At 71.1% G+C, this 17,113-nt stretch carries 13 protein-coding genes; 6 read left to right on the forward strand and 7 right to left on the reverse strand.

All coding sequences use genetic code 11. The annotated features are described in order from the left end of the window. Nucleotides 1–284 precede the first annotated feature (284 nt). Nucleotides 285–866 (reverse strand): DUF6098 family protein, encoded by a 582-nt coding sequence (locus ACLJQE_RS11415; RefSeq protein WP_410639119.1) that lies wholly within the window; start codon nt 864–866, stop codon nt 285–287. Here ACLJQE_RS11415 and ACLJQE_RS11420 point away from each other — a divergent pair. Beyond that, a complete protein-coding gene (locus ACLJQE_RS11420) occupies nt 856–1,302 on the forward strand; it encodes a hypothetical protein (RefSeq protein WP_410639120.1) in 447 nt (148 codons plus the stop codon). The two genes, ACLJQE_RS11415 and ACLJQE_RS11420, sit on opposite strands and share 11 nt — an antisense overlap. Nucleotides 1,303–1,311: 9 nt before the next feature. Here the strand turns inward: ACLJQE_RS11420 and ACLJQE_RS11425 are convergent, their stop codons facing one another. Then, the gene (locus ACLJQE_RS11425) at nt 1,312–2,469 is read right to left on the reverse strand and encodes a TetR/AcrR family transcriptional regulator (RefSeq protein WP_410639121.1); all 1,158 of its coding nucleotides are present in this window, start codon (nt 2,467–2,469) and stop codon (nt 1,312–1,314) included. Between the two features lie 178 nt (nt 2,470–2,647). On the opposite strand from ACLJQE_RS11425, the gene ACLJQE_RS11430 reads away from it, so the two are divergent. Beyond that, nucleotides 2,648–3,829, forward strand: coding sequence for an oxygenase MpaB family protein (locus ACLJQE_RS11430; RefSeq protein WP_410639122.1), 1,182 nt, complete (start codon nt 2,648–2,650; stop codon nt 3,827–3,829). A 19-nt stretch (nt 3,830–3,848) separates the two neighbouring features. On the opposite strand, the gene ACLJQE_RS11435 is transcribed toward ACLJQE_RS11430, so the two are convergent. The 5 genes from ACLJQE_RS11435 to ACLJQE_RS11455 all read right to left on the reverse strand — a co-directional run bounded on the left by ACLJQE_RS11435 (nt 3,849) and on the right by ACLJQE_RS11455 (nt 10,615). Further along, nucleotides 3,849–5,693 carry an RICIN domain-containing protein gene (locus ACLJQE_RS11435; RefSeq protein WP_410639123.1) on the reverse strand — a complete coding sequence of 615 codons (1,845 nt, stop codon included), beginning with the start codon at nt 5,691–5,693 and terminating at the stop codon, nt 3,849–3,851. 204 nt (nt 5,694–5,897) lie between these two features. Continuing rightward, complete coding sequence (locus tag ACLJQE_RS11440) at nt 5,898–7,337, reverse strand: arabinofuranosidase catalytic domain-containing protein (protein ID WP_410639124.1); 1,440 nt, start codon at nt 7,335–7,337, stop codon at nt 5,898–5,900. A gap of 33 nt (nt 7,338–7,370) precedes the next feature. Continuing rightward, nucleotides 7,371–8,399 (reverse strand): LacI family DNA-binding transcriptional regulator, encoded by a 1,029-nt coding sequence (locus ACLJQE_RS11445; RefSeq protein WP_410639125.1) that lies wholly within the window; start codon nt 8,397–8,399, stop codon nt 7,371–7,373. Nucleotides 8,400–8,403: 4 nt separating this feature from the next. Further along, on the reverse strand, nt 8,404–9,774 hold the full coding sequence (locus ACLJQE_RS11450; protein ID WP_410639126.1) for an RICIN domain-containing protein: 1,371 nt from the start codon (nt 9,772–9,774) through the stop codon (nt 8,404–8,406). A gap of 97 nt (nt 9,775–9,871) precedes the next feature. Further along, complete coding sequence (locus tag ACLJQE_RS11455; protein ID WP_410639127.1) at nt 9,872–10,615, reverse strand: FadR/GntR family transcriptional regulator; 744 nt, start codon at nt 10,613–10,615, stop codon at nt 9,872–9,874. Between the two features lie 401 nt (nt 10,616–11,016). Between ACLJQE_RS11455 and ACLJQE_RS11460 the strand changes: the two genes are divergently transcribed. The 4 genes from ACLJQE_RS11460 (at nt 11,017) to ACLJQE_RS11475 (ending at nt 17,088) form a co-directional block, all read left to right on the forward strand. After that, nucleotides 11,017–13,371, forward strand: a complete 2,355-nt coding sequence (locus ACLJQE_RS11460) for an RICIN domain-containing protein (protein ID WP_410639128.1) — start codon at nt 11,017–11,019, stop codon at nt 13,369–13,371. Nucleotides 13,372–13,442: 71 nt separating this feature from the next. Beyond that, nucleotides 13,443–14,531: a ricin-type beta-trefoil lectin domain protein gene (locus tag ACLJQE_RS11465; RefSeq protein WP_410639129.1), complete on the forward strand. Its 1,089-nt coding sequence runs from the start codon at nt 13,443–13,445 to the stop codon at nt 14,529–14,531. A 185-nt stretch (nt 14,532–14,716) separates the two neighbouring features. Further along, nucleotides 14,717–15,466 carry a GH12 family glycosyl hydrolase domain-containing protein gene (locus tag ACLJQE_RS11470; protein WP_410639130.1) on the forward strand — a complete coding sequence of 250 codons (750 nt, stop codon included), beginning with the start codon at nt 14,717–14,719 and terminating at the stop codon, nt 15,464–15,466. Nucleotides 15,467–15,708: 242 nt separating this feature from the next. After that, nucleotides 15,709–17,088, forward strand: coding sequence for an endo-1,4-beta-xylanase (locus tag ACLJQE_RS11475; RefSeq protein WP_410639131.1), 1,380 nt, complete (start codon nt 15,709–15,711; stop codon nt 17,086–17,088). Nucleotides 17,089–17,113 lie beyond the last annotated feature (25 nt).

A 17,113-nucleotide genomic window follows, 5' to 3' on the forward strand; every position in this document is an offset into this window, starting at 1 on the left:
AGCAGAAGACATCAGGCCCGCCACCCTTGTCAACCCTGCGGACCGGCGTTTCGGAACGCGGAGAGTGAATTGTTTCCGAGACTCACGGATTGTGCTCCGATGATCGCTGCTTGCACACCGTTCAAGCGCGTTCATGCAGCTCGCAGGGCCTACTGGGCAGTAAACAAGACCCGGTTCACACTGGCGGCAGAATTACCGACAGCAGCCGCCGGGGCGAATTCCGCCATTGTCCGGGCAGTGTGTTATTAATTCCCGCGACCGATGTGGACGGACCGCCGCGGGTGTCAGCGGTGGGTCCGGCGATCCAGCGGTCCCCACTCGCGGGATCCCTGCTCGTCCACCAGCCGCCGAGCCTCCTGCAGCACTTCGTCCGCCACCCACGCCAGCGGCTCCGCGTCCACGACCAGCGGCTCGTTGTCCGGGCCGCGGGCGATCTCGCGGCCACGCAGGACCCAGGGCCGCACGCCCGGGCCGCGCAGCTCGCGCAGGTGCTCGTAGTCGTACAGCCGGCGCGCCAGCCACAGCCGCACCGGACGGTCGTGCCACCACGGCTCGCGGCGCAGCGAGTTCGCCGACAGGCCCGGCAGCGCGATCCCCGTCAGCCCGTCGCGGCTCGACGCCTCGTCCGCCAGGTCGACCTCCGGGCCGCGCGACCAGCGGACGTACAGGTCACCGTGGGCCCCCTCTCGCCCGCACGCAGGTTGACGCCGATCGACCGCCCGGTCACCGCGATCCGGCCGGCGCCGGCGGACATCGGCCGAAAGGACGAGGCCGCGGCCGCCGAACCGCCCCTTCGGCCGAGGTGGCCTGCCCCTTCCCTCCCCTAGCTTGATCGTCAGGCGGGAGGAGGGGACCGTGAAGTTCACCGCCAAGCGAGTCGTCGTCTCCGCGGCCGTGGCCGGGGTCGCCGTGGTCGCCGTCGGGGCCACCGTGATCGCCACCGCCGCGGATCCCGTCTCGCCGGAGGTCACCAGCTCGACCCCCGCGGAAGCCGGGCACGGGACCGAAGGCAAGTACACCACCGGGGACTACGTGCTCACCGTGCACGAACTCGACGACGACGGCGACGGCACGAGCACCGCCATCGGGCCGCACACCACGTACTACTCCAAAACCCTGCACGGCAACGGATACCGGCAGCACACGGTCGTCAAGTTCTCGGCCGGGGCGGACGCCGGTGCGCCGATCGTCTTCAGCTACCCCGTTCCCGCGCCCGGCCGGGTCGTCGACTGCGTGGCCTCCGGGACCGACGCCTCGCCGCAAGTGCGGTGTGAAACCAAACCGGCGTTGCCCCGCGGCTGAGACCCCGCGTCACAGGCCGAGCGCGCTGCCCAGCAAGGCCGCCACCGCCGCCCGGTGGTCCGGGGTGTCCGCCCACCGGAGCCGACGGCCGGCCTCGACGACCACGCCGAAACCGGCGTGCACCAGCACCCGGGCCTGGCGGGGGTCCAGGTCCGGGCGGGCCTGGCACAAGTGCTGCTCCCACACCGCGATGTGCTCTCTCTGCGCCGCCACCAACGGGCGGCGCAGACCATCCGGCAAGCCGGCGATTTCCGCGTTGGCCACGCTGTTGAGGGCGCTGTGCTCGAAGCTGTACGCCACGTAGGTCGCCGTCAGCGCGCGCAGGGCGGCGTGCGGATCGGTCGTCCCGCGCAGGTTGTGGTCGACCGCTTGGGCCAGCAGGGCCGCGGCCTGCAGGCACGCCGCCGCCAGGATGTCGGCCTTGCCCGGGAAGTACCGGTAGAGCGCGGACGGGACCAGCCCCACCGCCTCGGCGATCCGGCCGTTCGTCACGGTGGCGAAGCCGTCCCGTTCGAACAGCGGGACGGCGGCCGCGAGGATCTCCGAACGCCGCGTCCGCGGCACCGGCGGCGCGGGTACCTCGACGGCGGGCGCGGGCACCGCCGCGGGGTCGGTGGCGGCCACCCGCCGGGCCGCCGCCTGCAGCAGTTCCCCGACCCGGCGCTGGGCGATCGAGTTGTGGTGCGTCGTGACGGACCCGATGGCGCCCAGCGCCCCCACGGCCCGCAGGTGCTCGCCGGGCCCCGGGTGCTCGCGCCGCACCGCCTCCGCCACGCGGTCGACGACGTGGGCGAACTTGCCCGCGAGCAGCCGCCGGTCGTCGCGCTCGAGGTAGCGGGCCTCCCACCGGTACACGCCACCGGTTTCCCGGTGGGCGACGGTGACCCGGGTGACGGCGGCGAAGATTTCCGCCAGCGCCGCGTCCGGTGGCACGTCGGCGAGCGCGGCGACGAGCCGGTCCGCCATGACGTTCGCGCACTCGGCGAACAACGCGTACTTGTTCGGGAAGTGCCGGTACAGGGCGGCCGCGGTGATGCCCACGCGCGCCGCGATCTCCTCCATGGACGCCGCGTGGTAGCCACGCTCGCTGAACACCGCGGCGCCCGCTTCGACGATGAGCTGCCGTCGGTTGCGGGGCCGGACGGCCGCGGCCGGTACGGCGGTCATCAGGGCCGCCGCCGGGGCCGGGTGCGCGGGAATCGGGCCATGCGTGTCAGTCAACCACAGGCCAGCCGGGTCTTGCCGACGCGCGAGCCACCTTCTATGTTAATGAGGAATCTCCTCTCAAGCACCGCTCATACTCAGTCTGACCGGCTACTACCTATCAAGGAAGCTAGGTAAGTAAATGAGCAATCTCAGCAGGAGAAACGCTCTTTCGCTCGGTGTCGCGCTGGGTCTGGCCGGCGCGGCGAGCGTCGTCCCCGCCTGGGCGTCGACGGCGGGGGCCGACCCGTGGTGGGTCTGGGACGACGAAGCCGACCGCTTGCTGGCGGGGCTCGTCGACAGCGGCCGGGTGCCCGCGGTCAACACCGCTCTGCGGTCGTGGGTGGACAACGACGATCCGCTGCCGGCCGGCCTGCCCGCCGACCTCACCGCCTGGCTCGGGCGCGTCAACCGGCTGCCCGGCTGGGCCGACGCCGCCAAGCTGCGCCGCGCCGCCGACTTCAACCGGCGGAAGGACACCTACCTGTTCGTGCTCTACGGCCTCGGCAGCGGCATCATGAGCACGGTCATCCCGCGCGAAGCCAGGTCGGTCTACTGGTCCGCGGGCGGTGCCGACATGCAGGACCGCGCGGCCAAGACGTTCACCTTCGGCTACGACCTGAGCGAAGCCGGCGCGTTCGAACCCTCCGGCCAGTTCGTGGTCACGGCCAACAAGACGCGCCTGGTGCACGCCGCGGTGCGCCACCTGCTGCCGCAGTCGCCGCGCTGGCGGGCGGTCGCCGACGAGCGGGTGCCGATCAGCAACGGCGACATCCTGGTCACCTTCCACAGCCTCGGCACCTTCGTGCACCGCAGGCTGCGCGACTGGCACGTCCCGATGTCGGCCGCGGACGAGGACGCCTTCCTGCACCAGTGGCAGGTCGCCATCCACCTGCTCGGCGTGCGGGACGAGTTCATCCCCAAGACGTGGGCCGAAGCGGACGCGCAGGCGGACCGGGTGCTCACCCCGCTGCTCGCCCCGACGCCCGAGGGCAAGGAACTGGCCGAGGACCTGCTGGGCCTGACGGCGCAGATCGACCTGGGCGTCACCCGTGGCTTCCTGAACGAATTCGTGCGGTACGTGCTCAGCAACGAGGTCGGCGACTGGCTCGGCCTGCCGCGCGACTACGCGGCGGCCACCCTGATCCGCACCGGGTGGCCCGCCTACATCGCCTTCCGGGAAGGGCTGCTGCCCATCGTCCCGGCGGGCTTCTTCCTCTTCGACCAGTTCGTCCGTGCGCTCGCCATGCTGTTCCTCAACAAGGGCACGTCCTCGACGAGCACGCCCATCACGATCCCGACCGGCAACCGGCCCGGCGCCTGACCGCGCCGGGCCGCCGTCGTCAGGCCGGTCCCCGGCCCCACAGCCGCCAGGTCTGGTTGAGCGGGCTGCTCTGGGTGACCGGCCGGCACGTCCACTGGATCACCGGGCCGCGTGCGGCCGTGGACACCCCGCTGACGTCGACGCACTTGCCGCTGTGCCGGGCGACGAGCTGGTGGTCGTGGGCGTCGTTGCCGCCGTAGGTGACCCGCCGCGGCGCGAACTGCTGGTTCGTGGCGCCGTCGGTGCAGGTCCGCTGCTGGACGGCCGCGCCGTCGTCGGCCGAGGCACCGGCCACCTCGAGGCACTTGCCGCTCTGCTGGTTGACGACGGTGTACGTGCCCGCCACCCCGGGCACCGGGCGGAAGTTCCACTGCTGCTGGCCGCCGCCGTCGCAGAAGTCCTGCTGCTGCCGGTTGCCGTCCGCGGTGCTCAGGTCGGTGTTGTCCAGGCACTGCTGGGAGTGCTGGGCGACGGCGACGGACTGGAAGCCGCCGTCCGACGGGGGCAGCAGGGTGATGCCGAACGCGTCGTCGACCGTCGTGTGCGGGAGGTCGACGGTCACGGCGTTGCCGGCGACCGTGGCCACGGAGTCCCGGATGGTGACCGGGCTCTGCACCGCGGCACCGCCGTTGTACGGGAACCGCTCGACGACGACCCGCACCTGGTTGTTCCGGACGACGCCCGCGGTGGCGTCCAGGCGCTGCAGGGAAACCGCGACGTTCCCTGTCGTGCCGCCCCCGCCGACCAGGACCTTCGCCACCCCGGCCGCCTTCGTGGCGAACGGGTCGTAAGCCGGGCTGGGCTTCGAGGCCACGACCTGCCCGGTCTGCGAGGCGTAGAAGCGGTAGGCCCACCACTCGCCCTTGGGCAGGTGCCGGCCCGCGGAGTTGCGGACGAGCAGGTTGCCGAGGTCGTTGTGCAGGTTGCCGCCGCCGGCCCAGTTGGCGCGCAGCCCATCGGCGCCGGCCCGCTCGAGCCGGGCGATGTACCAGGCGCCGTCGCCGGGGTTCTGCTCGTTCGACGCCCCGTACTCGTTGATCTGGTAGGGCCGCGGGTGCGGAATGCCGCGCGCGTCGAGCGAGGCGTTGGCGGCGGCGACGTTCGCCACCGGATCACCCGGCAGGGAGTGCCAGCTCACGATGTCCGGAACCGTGCCGGAGCCGCGGACGAAGTCGAGGTACTGCGTCCACCAGCTCGTCGAGGTGGACGGGACCCCGGCGAGGCTCGGGCCGACGATCGGCTGTGCCGGGAACGCCGCCCGGATGCGCTGGTACGTGCGCTGCCACAGGGCGAAGTACTGGCTCTGCGGCCGGTTCCAGAACAGCGTGATGTTGGGTTCGTTCCAGAGGTCCCACTCCACCGGGACGCCGGTGGCCCGCACGTCGCCGATGAGGCGGGTGAGGAAGGCGTCGTAGTCGGACCAGTTGCCGTTGTCGCCGGGGAACCGGGAGATCGGGTAGCCGTCGGCGCCCCACAGGTCGTGCACCAGCAGGACGAACCGGCCACCGAGCGCCTGGGTGCGCAGCAGCTGGGCCCGGGTGGCGTTCCACCGCCGGTCGTACCGGCCCGACACCCAGCCGCCCGGGCTGTCCAGCTGCGCGCCGCCGGCCCGCATCGCCTGGAAGTTCACGTCCCGGAAGAAGTGGTCGGGCGGTGCCGCCGCGTTCTCGGTCATGCCGTAGATCCACCCGGACGCCCGGTACGTGGGTGAGCCGCCGGCGGCGGAGAAGTCGACCGAGATCGACTCGTCCGCGGCACGGGCCGGCTCGGTGAGGGCCACGGCGGAGGCACCGGTCAGTGCTCCGGTGATCAGGAGGGCGGCCAGGCCACGGCGGACGCGGGGCCGCTGACGCGAGAGGTCCACAGACGACTCCTTTGGCGGTGGACGTGCGGAGGACGATCCCGGTCATCGAACCGGTTCGACCACCAAGGAACGTACGCCGCAAGCAATTCACCGACAATCGGCCAAATGGAGGCGAACCGGTTCGGCGACCGCCGAGGTCAGCAAAAAAGGGGGCCTCCCTCGCGTCACGCGCGAGAGAAGCCCCCTTCGGTGCGCTGCGGCGGCTCAGCGGTAGCCGGCGGCGACCACGTTCGCCTGGACCGCGTTCTCGGTCGCGTCCGACGGGTAGCCCGCGACCATCGCCCCTTCGTAGAACGTCCCCGCGCTCAGGTTCGCCCCGCCGCCGGGCTTGCAGCAGTCGCCCCCGCTGCCGAGGATGATCGCGCCCTGCTTCTTCATCGGGCTGTAGCCGCTCGGGAGGCTGCCGTCCCACATCGTCGTGAGGCCGCCCGACTGGGCGTTGCTGCCCTTGAGCGCGAACCGGGACGTGCCGTTGTTCTTCAGCATCGCCGTGACGAACTTGCTCGGCAGCGCCCGCTGGTTCGGGTTCCACTGCTGGCTGCCGCCCGGGTACAGCCCCCACTCGAGATCGGCCTGCACCCACGGCCCGGTGCCGGCGCACCCGCCGAACCAGCACTGCGTGCTGAAGTTGATCGCGTCCATCGCCCCGGCCGCGTCGGCCTTCCTGGTCGTCTCGCTGTTGCCGTAGTCGAAGCAGCAGCCGCTGTTGACGTGCGTCCCGCTCGTCACCATGTACATGCCCTCCGGCGCGCTGCCGGTCGGCACGCCGGTCAGGTGCCCGTCCCGCCAGTAGCTGTTGCCGGGGTTGATGAACAGCGAGTACGCCTTCGCGCCGCCGACCGTGAGCGACTCCGACGTCGCCTTCGCCGGGCTGCTCTGGCTGGACCCGGGGACGACGCTCGATCCCTGGTACCACAGGTCGTTCCCGCGTCCGGACTGGTCGTAGACCACCGTGATGACACAGGACGTGCCCGCGCAGAACGCGTCCTGGGCGGCCGCGTCGGCGGTGCCGCCCGCCGCACGGAGGCCCACGTTCCTGGTCGTGTTGTCGGACGAGCGCCGGACCTGGTAGAGGTTGCCCGCGTAGGTGCCGTACAGGGCCCGGACGGTGCTGTGCGCGGCAACGCACGGCGTGCCCCCGGAGGCGTAGATGTCGCACGGCGCCGTGCCGGACGGGTCCGGCGGGGTCGTCCCGCTCCACTGCTGGTTGCTCTGGCCGTGACAGGTCCACAGGACGACCGCGGTGCCGTTGGCCGTGCCGGCACCGGTCACGTCCAGGCACAGCCCCGACTGGACACCGCGGACCGTCCCGTCGGCGTTCTGCCGCCACTGCTGGTTCGCCCCGCCGTGGCAGGACCAGATGACGACCGCGGTCCCGGGCGCCGTCCCGTTGCCGGAAGCGTCCACGCACCGCGTGCCGTTCACCGTGCGCAGCTCGCCCGCCGCGGTGAACTCGTACGCCTGCCCGGCCTGGCCCGCGCAGTCCCGGATCTCCAGCGCCGTGCCCGGCGCGTCGGTGCCGCCCCGCACGGTCAGGCAGCGTTCCGACGCCGCGCTCACCAGGGGCACCGGCGCCGCCGACGCCGGTGCCGCACCGGCCAGCGCCGTCACCAGCATCGCGGCCACCACCACGAACACGCGCACTGATTCCTCCTCGGTCCTGAGTGGACAGCCAACTCACGCAGACTTGCGCGGCACCAGTTCGGTGTCGAGCACGGTGCACCGGCTCGGAGCCGCACCGTCGATCATCGCCAGCAGCTCGGCGGTCATCCGGGCACCCATCTCCTCGACCGGCTGGCGCACGGTGGTGAGCGGCGGATCCGTCCAGCAGCCGATCGGCAGGTCGTCGAACCCGACGACGGCGACGTCCTCGGGCACCCGGCGGCCCGCGCGGCGAAGCGCGCGCAACGCCCCGACCGCCATCATGTCGGAGGCCGCGAAGATCCCGTCGACGTCCGGACGGCGGCTCAGCAGCCGCGACGTCGCGTACTCGCCGGACCCCTGGCCGAAGTCACCGCACACCACGAGGCTTTCGTCGTACCGGCCGGCCCGCGTCATCGCCTGCCGGTACCCGAGCAGCCGGTCCACGCCCGCGGTCATGTCCTGCGGCCCGGCGACGGTCGCCACGACCTGGCGGCCGCCGTCGAGCAGCCGCTGGGTCGCCAGCCGCGCCCCGCCCTGGTTGTCGGCGTCCACGTACGGCAGCCGGCCCGTCCGGCCCGCCTGGACCGGGCGCCCGCCGAACACCACCGGGATGCCGAGCCAGTCCAGGTCGAGCGGGCGGCGGCCGTGCATGCCGACGACGAGTGCGCCGTCGACGTGCCCGCCGTCGAGGTACCGGACCACCGGCGACTGGTAGTCGTCGGTGGCCGGCACGGTGAGCAGCACCAGCTGCACCCCCACCGCGGTGAGTTCCCGGCCGACCCCCGCGGCGATCCGCGGGAAGTAGGGATCGGTGAACAACCGCGGCACTTCCTCGCACACCACCAAGGCGATCGAGCCGGTGTGCCGCGCGCTGGCCGCCTTCGCGGCCCGCTGCCGGGCATAGCCCAGCGCCAGCATTGCCGACTCCACCTGCTTGCGGCGTTCCGGGCTCACCCGCGGGAAGCCGTTCAGCACCCGGGAAGCCGTGGCGATCGACACCCCGGCCGCCCGCGCGACGTCGGCCAGGGTGGGCCGGAAGCCCGACGGTTCGATTACGGACACGGGCTCAGGCACGCTGGAGCTGGAACCGCTGGTTGGCGTTCCCGGTGAACGTCCACTGGGAGATCCGCGCGCCGTCGGCGGTCGAAACTCCCCAGACGTCCATGGCCAGGCCGCTCAACCGGTTGACCAGGCTCACCGCGCCGCTGCCCTGGTCGACGACCCGCCACTGCTGCGCGGTGGCGTTGGTGTCGGCCTGCTGGCTGATGTCCGCGCCGCTGTTGGCGTTCGCCGCCTGGAGCACCAGGCCGCTGTGGCGGGCCCGGACCCGGTAGTAGCCGTCACCGGAGTCGACGAAGTCGAACTGCTGGTTCAGCCCGCCGGTGGCCGACCACTGCTGGATGAGCGCGCCGGCCGCGGTGGACGAGCCGGCGATCTCGACGAGCTTGCCGCTGTGCTGGACCGTCAGCCGGTAGTTCACGCCGATCTGGACCGGCGCCGTGGGCGTGTTGGGGCCGAACTGCGTGATGAACTTCCAGACCTCGCCCGAGGTCCAGGTCTGCCAGCCGCTGCCGCCACCGTCCCGCGGGCCCGGGTCGTGCCCGCCGTCGAAGGCGGCCCAGACGACCGGGTAGCCGGCCCGGCAGCCGGAGTAGGCGGTGACGATGTGGGTCCGGCTGCCGGCGGCGGGCTCCGGCGGGTTCTGCGGGGTGCAGCCGTTGTTCCGGACGAACTGGTCGCGCAGCGAACGCCCGGACGAGATGGGCAGGACGTTGTCGCCGAGGCCGTGCATCCCGATGTAGGCGACGGGCTGGTTGCCGCCGCTGCAGCCGCTGAGGTTCGCGCCGGAGTAGATGGCGACCGCGCGGAACACGGTGGGCCGGGCGCAGGCCAGAGCGAAGCTCATCCCGCCGCCGTAGCTGAAGCCACCGGCGAAGACCTGCGAAGTGTCGACGCAGAGCGCGGCCTCGACCTGCCGCAGCAGGTCGTCGATGAAGGTGACGTCCTGGCCACCGGGGTTGGCCCAGCCGTTGCCGTTGCCCTGGGGCGCCACGAAAATCGTGTTGTTGCCCGAGCTGTCGGCCAACCGGCGGAGCCCGTAGTAGGACCAGTTGTAGCCGTCGGTCCCGCCCGAGTCGACGTCGTTGGCGGTGCCGCCCCGCCAGTGGAGGCCGACGAACAGCCGGTACTGGTGGTTGTTGTCGTAGTTGGCCGGGACTCGCAGGATGTAACTGCGGTTCTGGCCGCCGCTGGAGATCGTGTGGTTGCCGCTCGCCAGCCCGGGTGCTTTCCCGCAGCCGGCGGTGCCGGCGGCCGCGGCGGCCGGCCGGTCCGCGCCGGCGGGGGCAGCAGGGACGGCTTGCGCGGTGCCGCCTGCGAACAGGGCGAGCACGGCTCCGATCACGGTGGAGGCGAACAGGAATCTCTGTTTCACCATCACACGCTCCCTTCGTCTCGGACGTCGTTGTCCTCCCGGGCCAGTGCGGGATCCCGGGAGCAGAAAGGTCCACAGTGGAACGTCTAGCGCGGTGCGGTCACCGGCCGAAGAGCCGGCGCTGGATCTCCCGGCGGTAGTCCTCCAGGGTGTTGTCCAGGTGGACGCCGGCGGCGTGGGCCGCCGCGTCCGGATCGCCGTCGCGGATCGCCCGGTAGATCGCGGCGTGCTCCTCGACCGCGCCCTCCGCGTGCCCGCCGATCGCGCCGGACATCCCGATGATGTTCGACTGGCGTTGCAGGCGGCGGGCCTCGCGCACGGCCGCGACGAGGAACTGGTTGTGCGACGCGGCGGCGACCCCGGCGTGGAAGTCGTCGTCGCCCCGGTCGAACAGCGCGTACTGCCCGGTCAGGTGGCCGTGCCGGCAGGTTTCGGCGGCGGCCTCGATCGCGCGCAGTTCCGCGGGGGTGGCGTTGGCCGCGGCCAGCCGGCTCGCCGCCGTTTCCTGGATCCGCCGGAACTCGAAGAGCATGTAGACGTGGCCGAGATCGGCGGGCTGGAAGAAGCCGCCCCACCGGGAACCGCCGAGCATGCCCTCGTCGTCGGAGACATACAGCCCACGTCCTTTGTGCGCTCGCACCCGGCCGATGGCCGAGAGGATCTTGACGGCCTCCCGCACCATGGTCCGGCTGGTTCCCATCCGCGCCGCCAGCTCGTTCTCGGTCGGCATCCGGTCGCCGGGCCGCAGTTCCAGTTCGGCGATCAGCCGCAGGATCTGCTCCGCCACGACTTCGTAGCCGGGGCGATACGGGACAGGCGGTGCTACTTCCTCGTCACGGGTCACGTAATGAGTATGACTCAGTAACTCCGGTCAGCACCTTACCTCCTTCACCCGCCATCCGGTCAATCTCGGCCGAAGCGGCTTGAAAATTACACCCCGGGCCCTCTTCACCAGGGCGAGACGGAGCAATGAGCATGCTCCTCGCTTGACGCCGGGCAGGCGCGCTGTTCTCATGGATCACCGAGACAGCAACGGAAACTCGTCAACCAGTGTCGAAACTTTCGATCCCGGTCCGAACCTTTCCGCGTTGAATGAGTCCTACACATACTGCCCGGTCCGCCGCCGGACAGAGGCCGCTCCGCCTGACGCAACCCGGACGGCCGAACGCCGGGCGTCGTCAATCAGTACACAGTGGACGGTTAGCCGCGCCAGCCGCCGGCCCGTCTCCGGAGAGGTCCCCGCCCATGCCGTCGCGCATCGCCGCCGCGCTCGTCACCGCCCTCGTGGTGACCGCGCTCGCCACCCCGTCCGCCCACGCCGCGACCGTCACCATCGCCGTCGCCCCCGACGGCAACGACGCGAACCCCGGCACGCCCGCCCAGCCGGTGGCCACCCCGGCGAAGGCCCAGCAGCTGGCCCGCGCCCAGTCGGCGGGCAACGACGTCGTCGTGCAGCTCGCCGGCGGCACCTACCGGCTGGCCGCCCCGCTGCGGTTCACCAGCGCCGACTCCGGGCAGAACGGCCACACCGTCACCTGGCAGGCCACACCCGGGCAGAAGCCGGTCCTCTCCGGCGGCAGCCAGGTCACCGGCTGGTCGGTGCAGGACGCCGGCCAGAACATCTGGGTGGCGTCGGTGCCGCCGGGCGCGGACTCCCGGCAGCTGTTCGTCGACGGCGTGCTCGCCCCGCGCGCGGGGATCCCGATCTCCCGCTCCGACGTCCAGTTCACCACCAGCGGGATGACCATCACCAACCCGGCGCTGAACTACCTGGCCACGCTGCCGCAGCAGAACCGGATCGAGGTGGAGAGCCAGAACTCCTTCACCGACCGGTACTCCCCCGTCGAGCGCATCAGCGGCACGTCGATCGTGATGCAGCAACCCGCGTGGAACAACAACAACTGGGGTTACGACACCCTCGCCAAGCCGTTCGGCGGCGGCCAGCTGTTCCTCCAGAACTCCTACTCCTTCCTCAAGAACACCGGCCAGTGGTACCTCGACCCGCAGGCCGGGAAGCTGTACTACAAGGCGCCCGGCGGCTGGGTGCCCGGCAGCCACGACGTCGAGCTCCCCCGCCTGACGTCGCTGCTGCAGATCGGCGGCACCTACGACAACCCGGTGCGCGGCTTGACCTTCAAGGGCCTGAACTTCGAGCACACCACCTGGCTCACGCCCAGCACGTCGGTCGGGTACGCGAACCAGCAGACCGGCACGTTCCTCCCGGCCGCGGCGCCGATGCCGGGCGACTTCCTCACCTCCTGCCAGTCGGGCTGCCGCCAGTTCGAGGGCGCCCGCAACAGCTGGGCGCAGGCGCCCGCCGCCGTCCAGGTCTCGGCCGCCACCGGGATCACCTTCAGCGGCAACACCTTCACCCACCTCGGCCAGGTCGCCCTCGGCATCGGCAACGACGCGAACGCGAACGCCTCGGGCGTCGGCCTCGGCGCGTCGTCGATCACCGTGGACCACAACACCTTCACCGAGAACTCCGGCGGTGGCGTCGTCGTCGGCGGGGTGCGCCCCGACGCCCACCACCCGTCCAACCCCGCCATGACGAACCGGGACGTCACCATCTCGTACAACACGGTGAGCCGGGTCGCCCTGGACTACCGCGAGATGGCCGGCATCCTCTCGACCTACGCCACGCACACCGTCATCACGCACAACGACGTCTCGAACCTGACCTACGACGGCATCGACGTCGGCTGGGGCTGGGGTGCCAACGACCAGGGCGGCAGCCAGGACTACCGCAACCGCGGCCTGTACGACTACCAGCCCGTCTACCAGACGCCGACCACGCTGCGGGACACCGTCGTCAGCTACAACCGGGTGCACGGCACGAAGAAGCTGATGCACGACGGCGGCAGCATCTACAACCTCTCCGCCAACCCGGGCAGCTCCATCGACCACAACTACATCTACGACAACAACCGCACCGTCGGCCTGTACCTCGACGAAGGCTCCCGGTACGTGTCCGTCTCGGCCAACGTGATCCAGGACTCCGGGGTCTGGGCCTTCACCAACGCCAACGGCAGCAACAACACCAACGACAACACCTTCAGCGGCAACTGGCTCAACGGGGGTGCCACCCAGGTGGCCACCGGGCCGCCGCACAACAACGTGCTGAGCGGGAACGTCCAGGTCAGCGGCACGAACTGGCCGTCGGGCGCCCAGCAGGTCATCGCCGCCGCGGGCACCGGCGGGACCAGCCCGGCCGCCGGCCCGGTCCGCGCGCTCGGCAAGTGCCTGGACGTCAGCGGCGCCAGCACCACCCCCGGCGCCCAGGTGCAGCTGTGGGACTGCCACGGCGGCACCAACCAGGCCTGGGCCCGGACCACCGCCGGCGAGCTGGCCGTCTACAGCGGCGACAGCACCCGGTGCCTGGACGCCACCGGCCAGGGCACCACCCCCGGCACCCGGATCGTCACCTGGAACTGCAACGGCCAGCCCAACCAGCGGTGGCAGGTCAACGCGGACGGCAGCATCACCGGCGTCCAGTCCGGGCTGTGCCTCGACGTGACCAACGGCGCCACGGCGAACGGCACCGCGATCCGGCTGTGGACCTGCACCGGCGCGAACAGCCAGAAGTGGTCACTGGGCTGAAGGATCAACGGCAGCACGAACAACCAGTGGACCATCGCCGGCGTGTGACGGGCGATCAACGAGGAGGCACGATGCGAAAACGGCTCAGGTGGCTCGCCGCGGCCACGGCGGTCCTGGCCGCCGGCGCCCTCCTGCCGGGCACCGCGACCGCCGCGTCGAACGGCGGGGTCCGGGTCATGCCCCTCGGCGATTCCATCACCGAGGGCACGCAGGTCCCCGGCGGGTACCGGATCGGGCTCTGGCAGCGGGTCACGGCGGGCGGCTACCAGGTGGACTTCACCGGTTCGCAGTCCAACGGCCCGGCCACCCTCGGCGACCGCGACCACGAGGGACACCCGGGGTGGCGCATCGACCAGATCGACGCGAACATCGCCGGCTGGCTGCGCACCAGCACCCCGCACACGGTCCTGCTGCACATCGGCACCAACGACATCCTGCAGAACCACGACGTCGCCCGCGCGCCGGACCGCCTGTCCGGGCTGGTCGACCACATCACCGCGACGGCACCGGACGCCGAGGTCTTCGTCGCGACGATCACGCCGCTGAGCGGTGACGCACGGGAATCCGCGGTCCGCACCTTCAACGCGGCGATTCCCGGCATCGTGCAGCGCAACCGGAACGCCGGCAAGCACGTGCACCTGGTGGACATGCACGCCGCGCTGACCACCGCCGAGCTCATCGACGGCGTCCACCCCACGGCCGCGGGCTACGACAAGATGGCCGCGGCGTGGTACACCGCGCTGCGGGCGGTCCCGGGCAGCATCGGCACACCGGGGCAATCCGCGGCGGCGCAGCTCGTCGGCGCGCAGTCGGGCCGGTGCGCGGAGGTGGCGGATTCCGCCGACGGCACCCCCGTGCAGTTGCGGGACTGCGGTGCGCCGGTGTGGACGCGGACCGGCAGGCAGCTGGCGACCGCCGGGACCAAGTGCCTGGACGCGTCCGGCCAGGGCACGGCCGACGGCACCCCGGTGATCATCTGGACCTGCTCCGGCCAGGCCAACCAGCAGTGGAACGTCAACGCCGACGGGACGATCACCGGCGTGCAGTCCGGCCGGTGCCTCGACGCGACCGGGCAGGGCACCGCCAGTGGTACCCGGCTGGTCCTGTGGAGCTGCCACGGGCAAGCGAACCAGAAGTGGGTGCTGCGGGTGGCGGCGTGATCGGAACCGGGGCCGGACCGGCAATGTTCCCACCTGCGTTCCGGGCGGAACAACGAATGCGGAAAATTGATCACGGGCACCCCCTTTGCTCCGGCTCGCCATTGTGGTTTCATCAATACGACTTCGACTGAGAGCGCTCCCAGAATCGCTCCGGCACCATCGCCACAACGACGTGGAGGAGATCCATGAAACTGAGGAACGCCCTGTCCGCGGCCTTGCTCGCCGCGGCCGGTCTCGCGGCGCCGGTCGCCGTTGCGCCGGCCGCGCACGCGGACACGCTGATCTGTGACCAGTACGGCTCGACCACCATCGGCGGCCGGTACGTCGTCATGAACAACCGGTGGGGCAGCAGCGCTCAGCAGTGCATCAACGTCACGGGCAGCGGGTTCCGGATCCAGACCCAGCAGGGGTCCACCAGCGGCGGCGCGCCGTTGTCCTACCCCGCGGTCTACGTCGGCTGCCACTACACGAACTGCTCCCCCGGCACGAACCTGCCCCGGCAGCTCAGCCGGATCGGCAGCGCGTCGTCGTCGATCAACTACTCCTACGTCGGCAACTCGGTTTTCAACGCCTCCTACGACATCTGGCTGGACCCGACGCCGAAGACCAACGGGGTCAACCAGATGGAGCTGATGATCTGGTTCAACCGCACCGGCCCGATCCAGCCGATCGGCAGCCGGGTCGGCACGACCACCATCGGCGGGCGTGGCTGGGAAGTGTGGCAGGGCAACAACGGCGGCAACGACGTGGTGTCCTACGTGGCCCAGTCCACCATCTCGGGCTGGTCGTTCAACGTGATGAACTTCGTCAACGACGTCGACAACCGCACCCGCGTCGACCGTTCCTGGTACCTCACCAGCATCCAGGCCGGGTTCGAGCCGTGGAGTGGCGGCGTCGGCCTCGCGGTCAACTCGTTCTCCGCCAACGTCAACTGATCCGAAGGACCACGGCCGGGCGCCCTTGGCGGCGCCCGGCCGGCGCTCCGAAGCACCACCCCGTTCCACGGTCCCGATTGTTAGCGCTAACAGAGGTATTTCGCCGCAGAAAGTTTCATCCGGCGACGGAAATGTAAGTTACCCGGATTTCGTGGCCACCGATCCCACCGGCGGATACGCTGGCCGGCCGAGCTGAATCGGCGCGAAATGCCATCCCGCAGCCCACGAATGAAGGTGTGAACATGAAGTTGACATCGCGGTCCTTCTCCCGCGCCGCACTGGCCTCGGCGTTCCTGGCGACGACGCTCGGAGTCTCGCTGGTGCTCGCCAGCTCCGCCGACGGCGCGGCCTCGACGCTCGGCGCGGCGGCCGCCCAGAGCGGCCGGTACTTCGGCACCGCCGTCGCGGCCGGGAAGCTCGGCGACTCGACCTACGTGAACATCCTCAACCGGGAGTTCAACATGGTCACCGCCGAGAACGAGATGAAGTGGGACGCCACCGAACCCAACCCGGGGCAGTTCAACTACAGCAGCGGCGACCGGATCCTCAACCACGCCGTCAGCAACGGCAAGCGGGTGCGCGGGCACGCGCTGCTGTGGTACCAGCAGGAACCAGGCTGGGCACAGCGCATGGAAGGCGCCGGCCTGCGCCAGGCCATGATGAACCACGTCACCCAGGTCGCCACCCACTACCGGGGCAAGATCTACGCCTGGGACGTCGTCAACGAGGCGTTCGCCGACGGCAACAGCGGCGGACGGCGTGACTCCAACCTGCAGCGCACCGGCAACGACTGGATCGAGGCCGCCTTCCGCGCCGCGCGGGCCGCCGACCCCGGCGCGAAGCTCTGCTACAACGACTACAACACCGACGGCATCAACGCCAAGAGCACCGGCATCTACAACATGGTCCGCGACTTCAAGGCCCGCGGCGTCCCGATCGACTGCGTCGGCATCCAGTCCCACCTCACCAACAACGCGCCCAGCGACTACCAGGCCAACCTGCAGCGGTTCGCCGACCTCGGCGTCGACGTCCAGATCACCGAGCTCGACATCTCCGGCGCCAACCAGGCCAACGCCTACGCCGCCGTCACCCGCGCCTGCCTGGCCGTCGCCCGCTGCACCGGTATCACCGTCTGGGGCATCCGCGACACCGACTCCTGGCGCACCGGGCAGAACCCGCTCCTGTTCGACGGCAGCGGGAACAAGAAGGCCGCGTACAACAGCGTCCTCGCCGCCCTGAACGCCGCCACCCCGACCACGCCCACCACCCCGACGACGCCGACCACCCCCACGACACCGACCACGCCGACCACCCCGACGACGCCGAACCCCGGCGGCTGCACCGCTTCGGTCTCGCTCAACTCCTGGAACGGCGGGTTCGTGGCCACGGTGAAGGTCACCGCGGGCGGCACCCCGCTCACCGGCTGGCGGGTGACGACGCCCCTGCCCGGCGGCGCGGCCGTGACCAGTTCCTGGAGTGCCGGCAACAGCGGCACCACCGGCAACGTCTCCTGGTCCAACGTCTCCTACAACGGCAACGTGCCGGCCGGGCAGTCGACCGAGTTCGGCTTCCAGGGCACCGGCAGTGCCGAGGGGCTCACCGCCACCTGCTCGGCGAGCTGACCCGGCCCGTTCCCCGCTACCGACG

The sequence above is a fragment of the Amycolatopsis sp. lyj-346 genome, from assembly GCF_046548975.1.
Lineage (GTDB): Bacteria > Actinomycetota > Actinomycetes > Mycobacteriales > Pseudonocardiaceae > Amycolatopsis.

What these genes read in the sequence shown, in the direction of transcription:
- ACLJQE_RS11425 (WP_410639121.1), bottom strand. Translation starts at nt 2,469, where the DNA reads ATGACCGCCGTACCGGCCGCGGCCGTCCGGCCCCGCAACCGACGGCAG.
- ACLJQE_RS11430 (WP_410639122.1), top strand. Translation starts at nt 2,648, where the DNA reads ATGAGCAATCTCAGCAGGAGAAACGCTCTTTCGCTCGGTGTCGCGCTG.
- ACLJQE_RS11450 (WP_410639126.1), bottom strand. Translation starts at nt 9,774, where the DNA reads ATGGTGAAACAGAGATTCCTGTTCGCCTCCACCGTGATCGGAGCCGTG.
- ACLJQE_RS11460 (WP_410639128.1), top strand. Translation starts at nt 11,017, where the DNA reads ATGCCGTCGCGCATCGCCGCCGCGCTCGTCACCGCCCTCGTGGTGACC.
- ACLJQE_RS11465 (WP_410639129.1), top strand. Translation starts at nt 13,443, where the DNA reads ATGCGAAAACGGCTCAGGTGGCTCGCCGCGGCCACGGCGGTCCTGGCC.
- ACLJQE_RS11470 (WP_410639130.1), top strand. Translation starts at nt 14,717, where the DNA reads ATGAAACTGAGGAACGCCCTGTCCGCGGCCTTGCTCGCCGCGGCCGGT.
- ACLJQE_RS11475 (WP_410639131.1), top strand. Translation starts at nt 15,709, where the DNA reads ATGAAGTTGACATCGCGGTCCTTCTCCCGCGCCGCACTGGCCTCGGCG.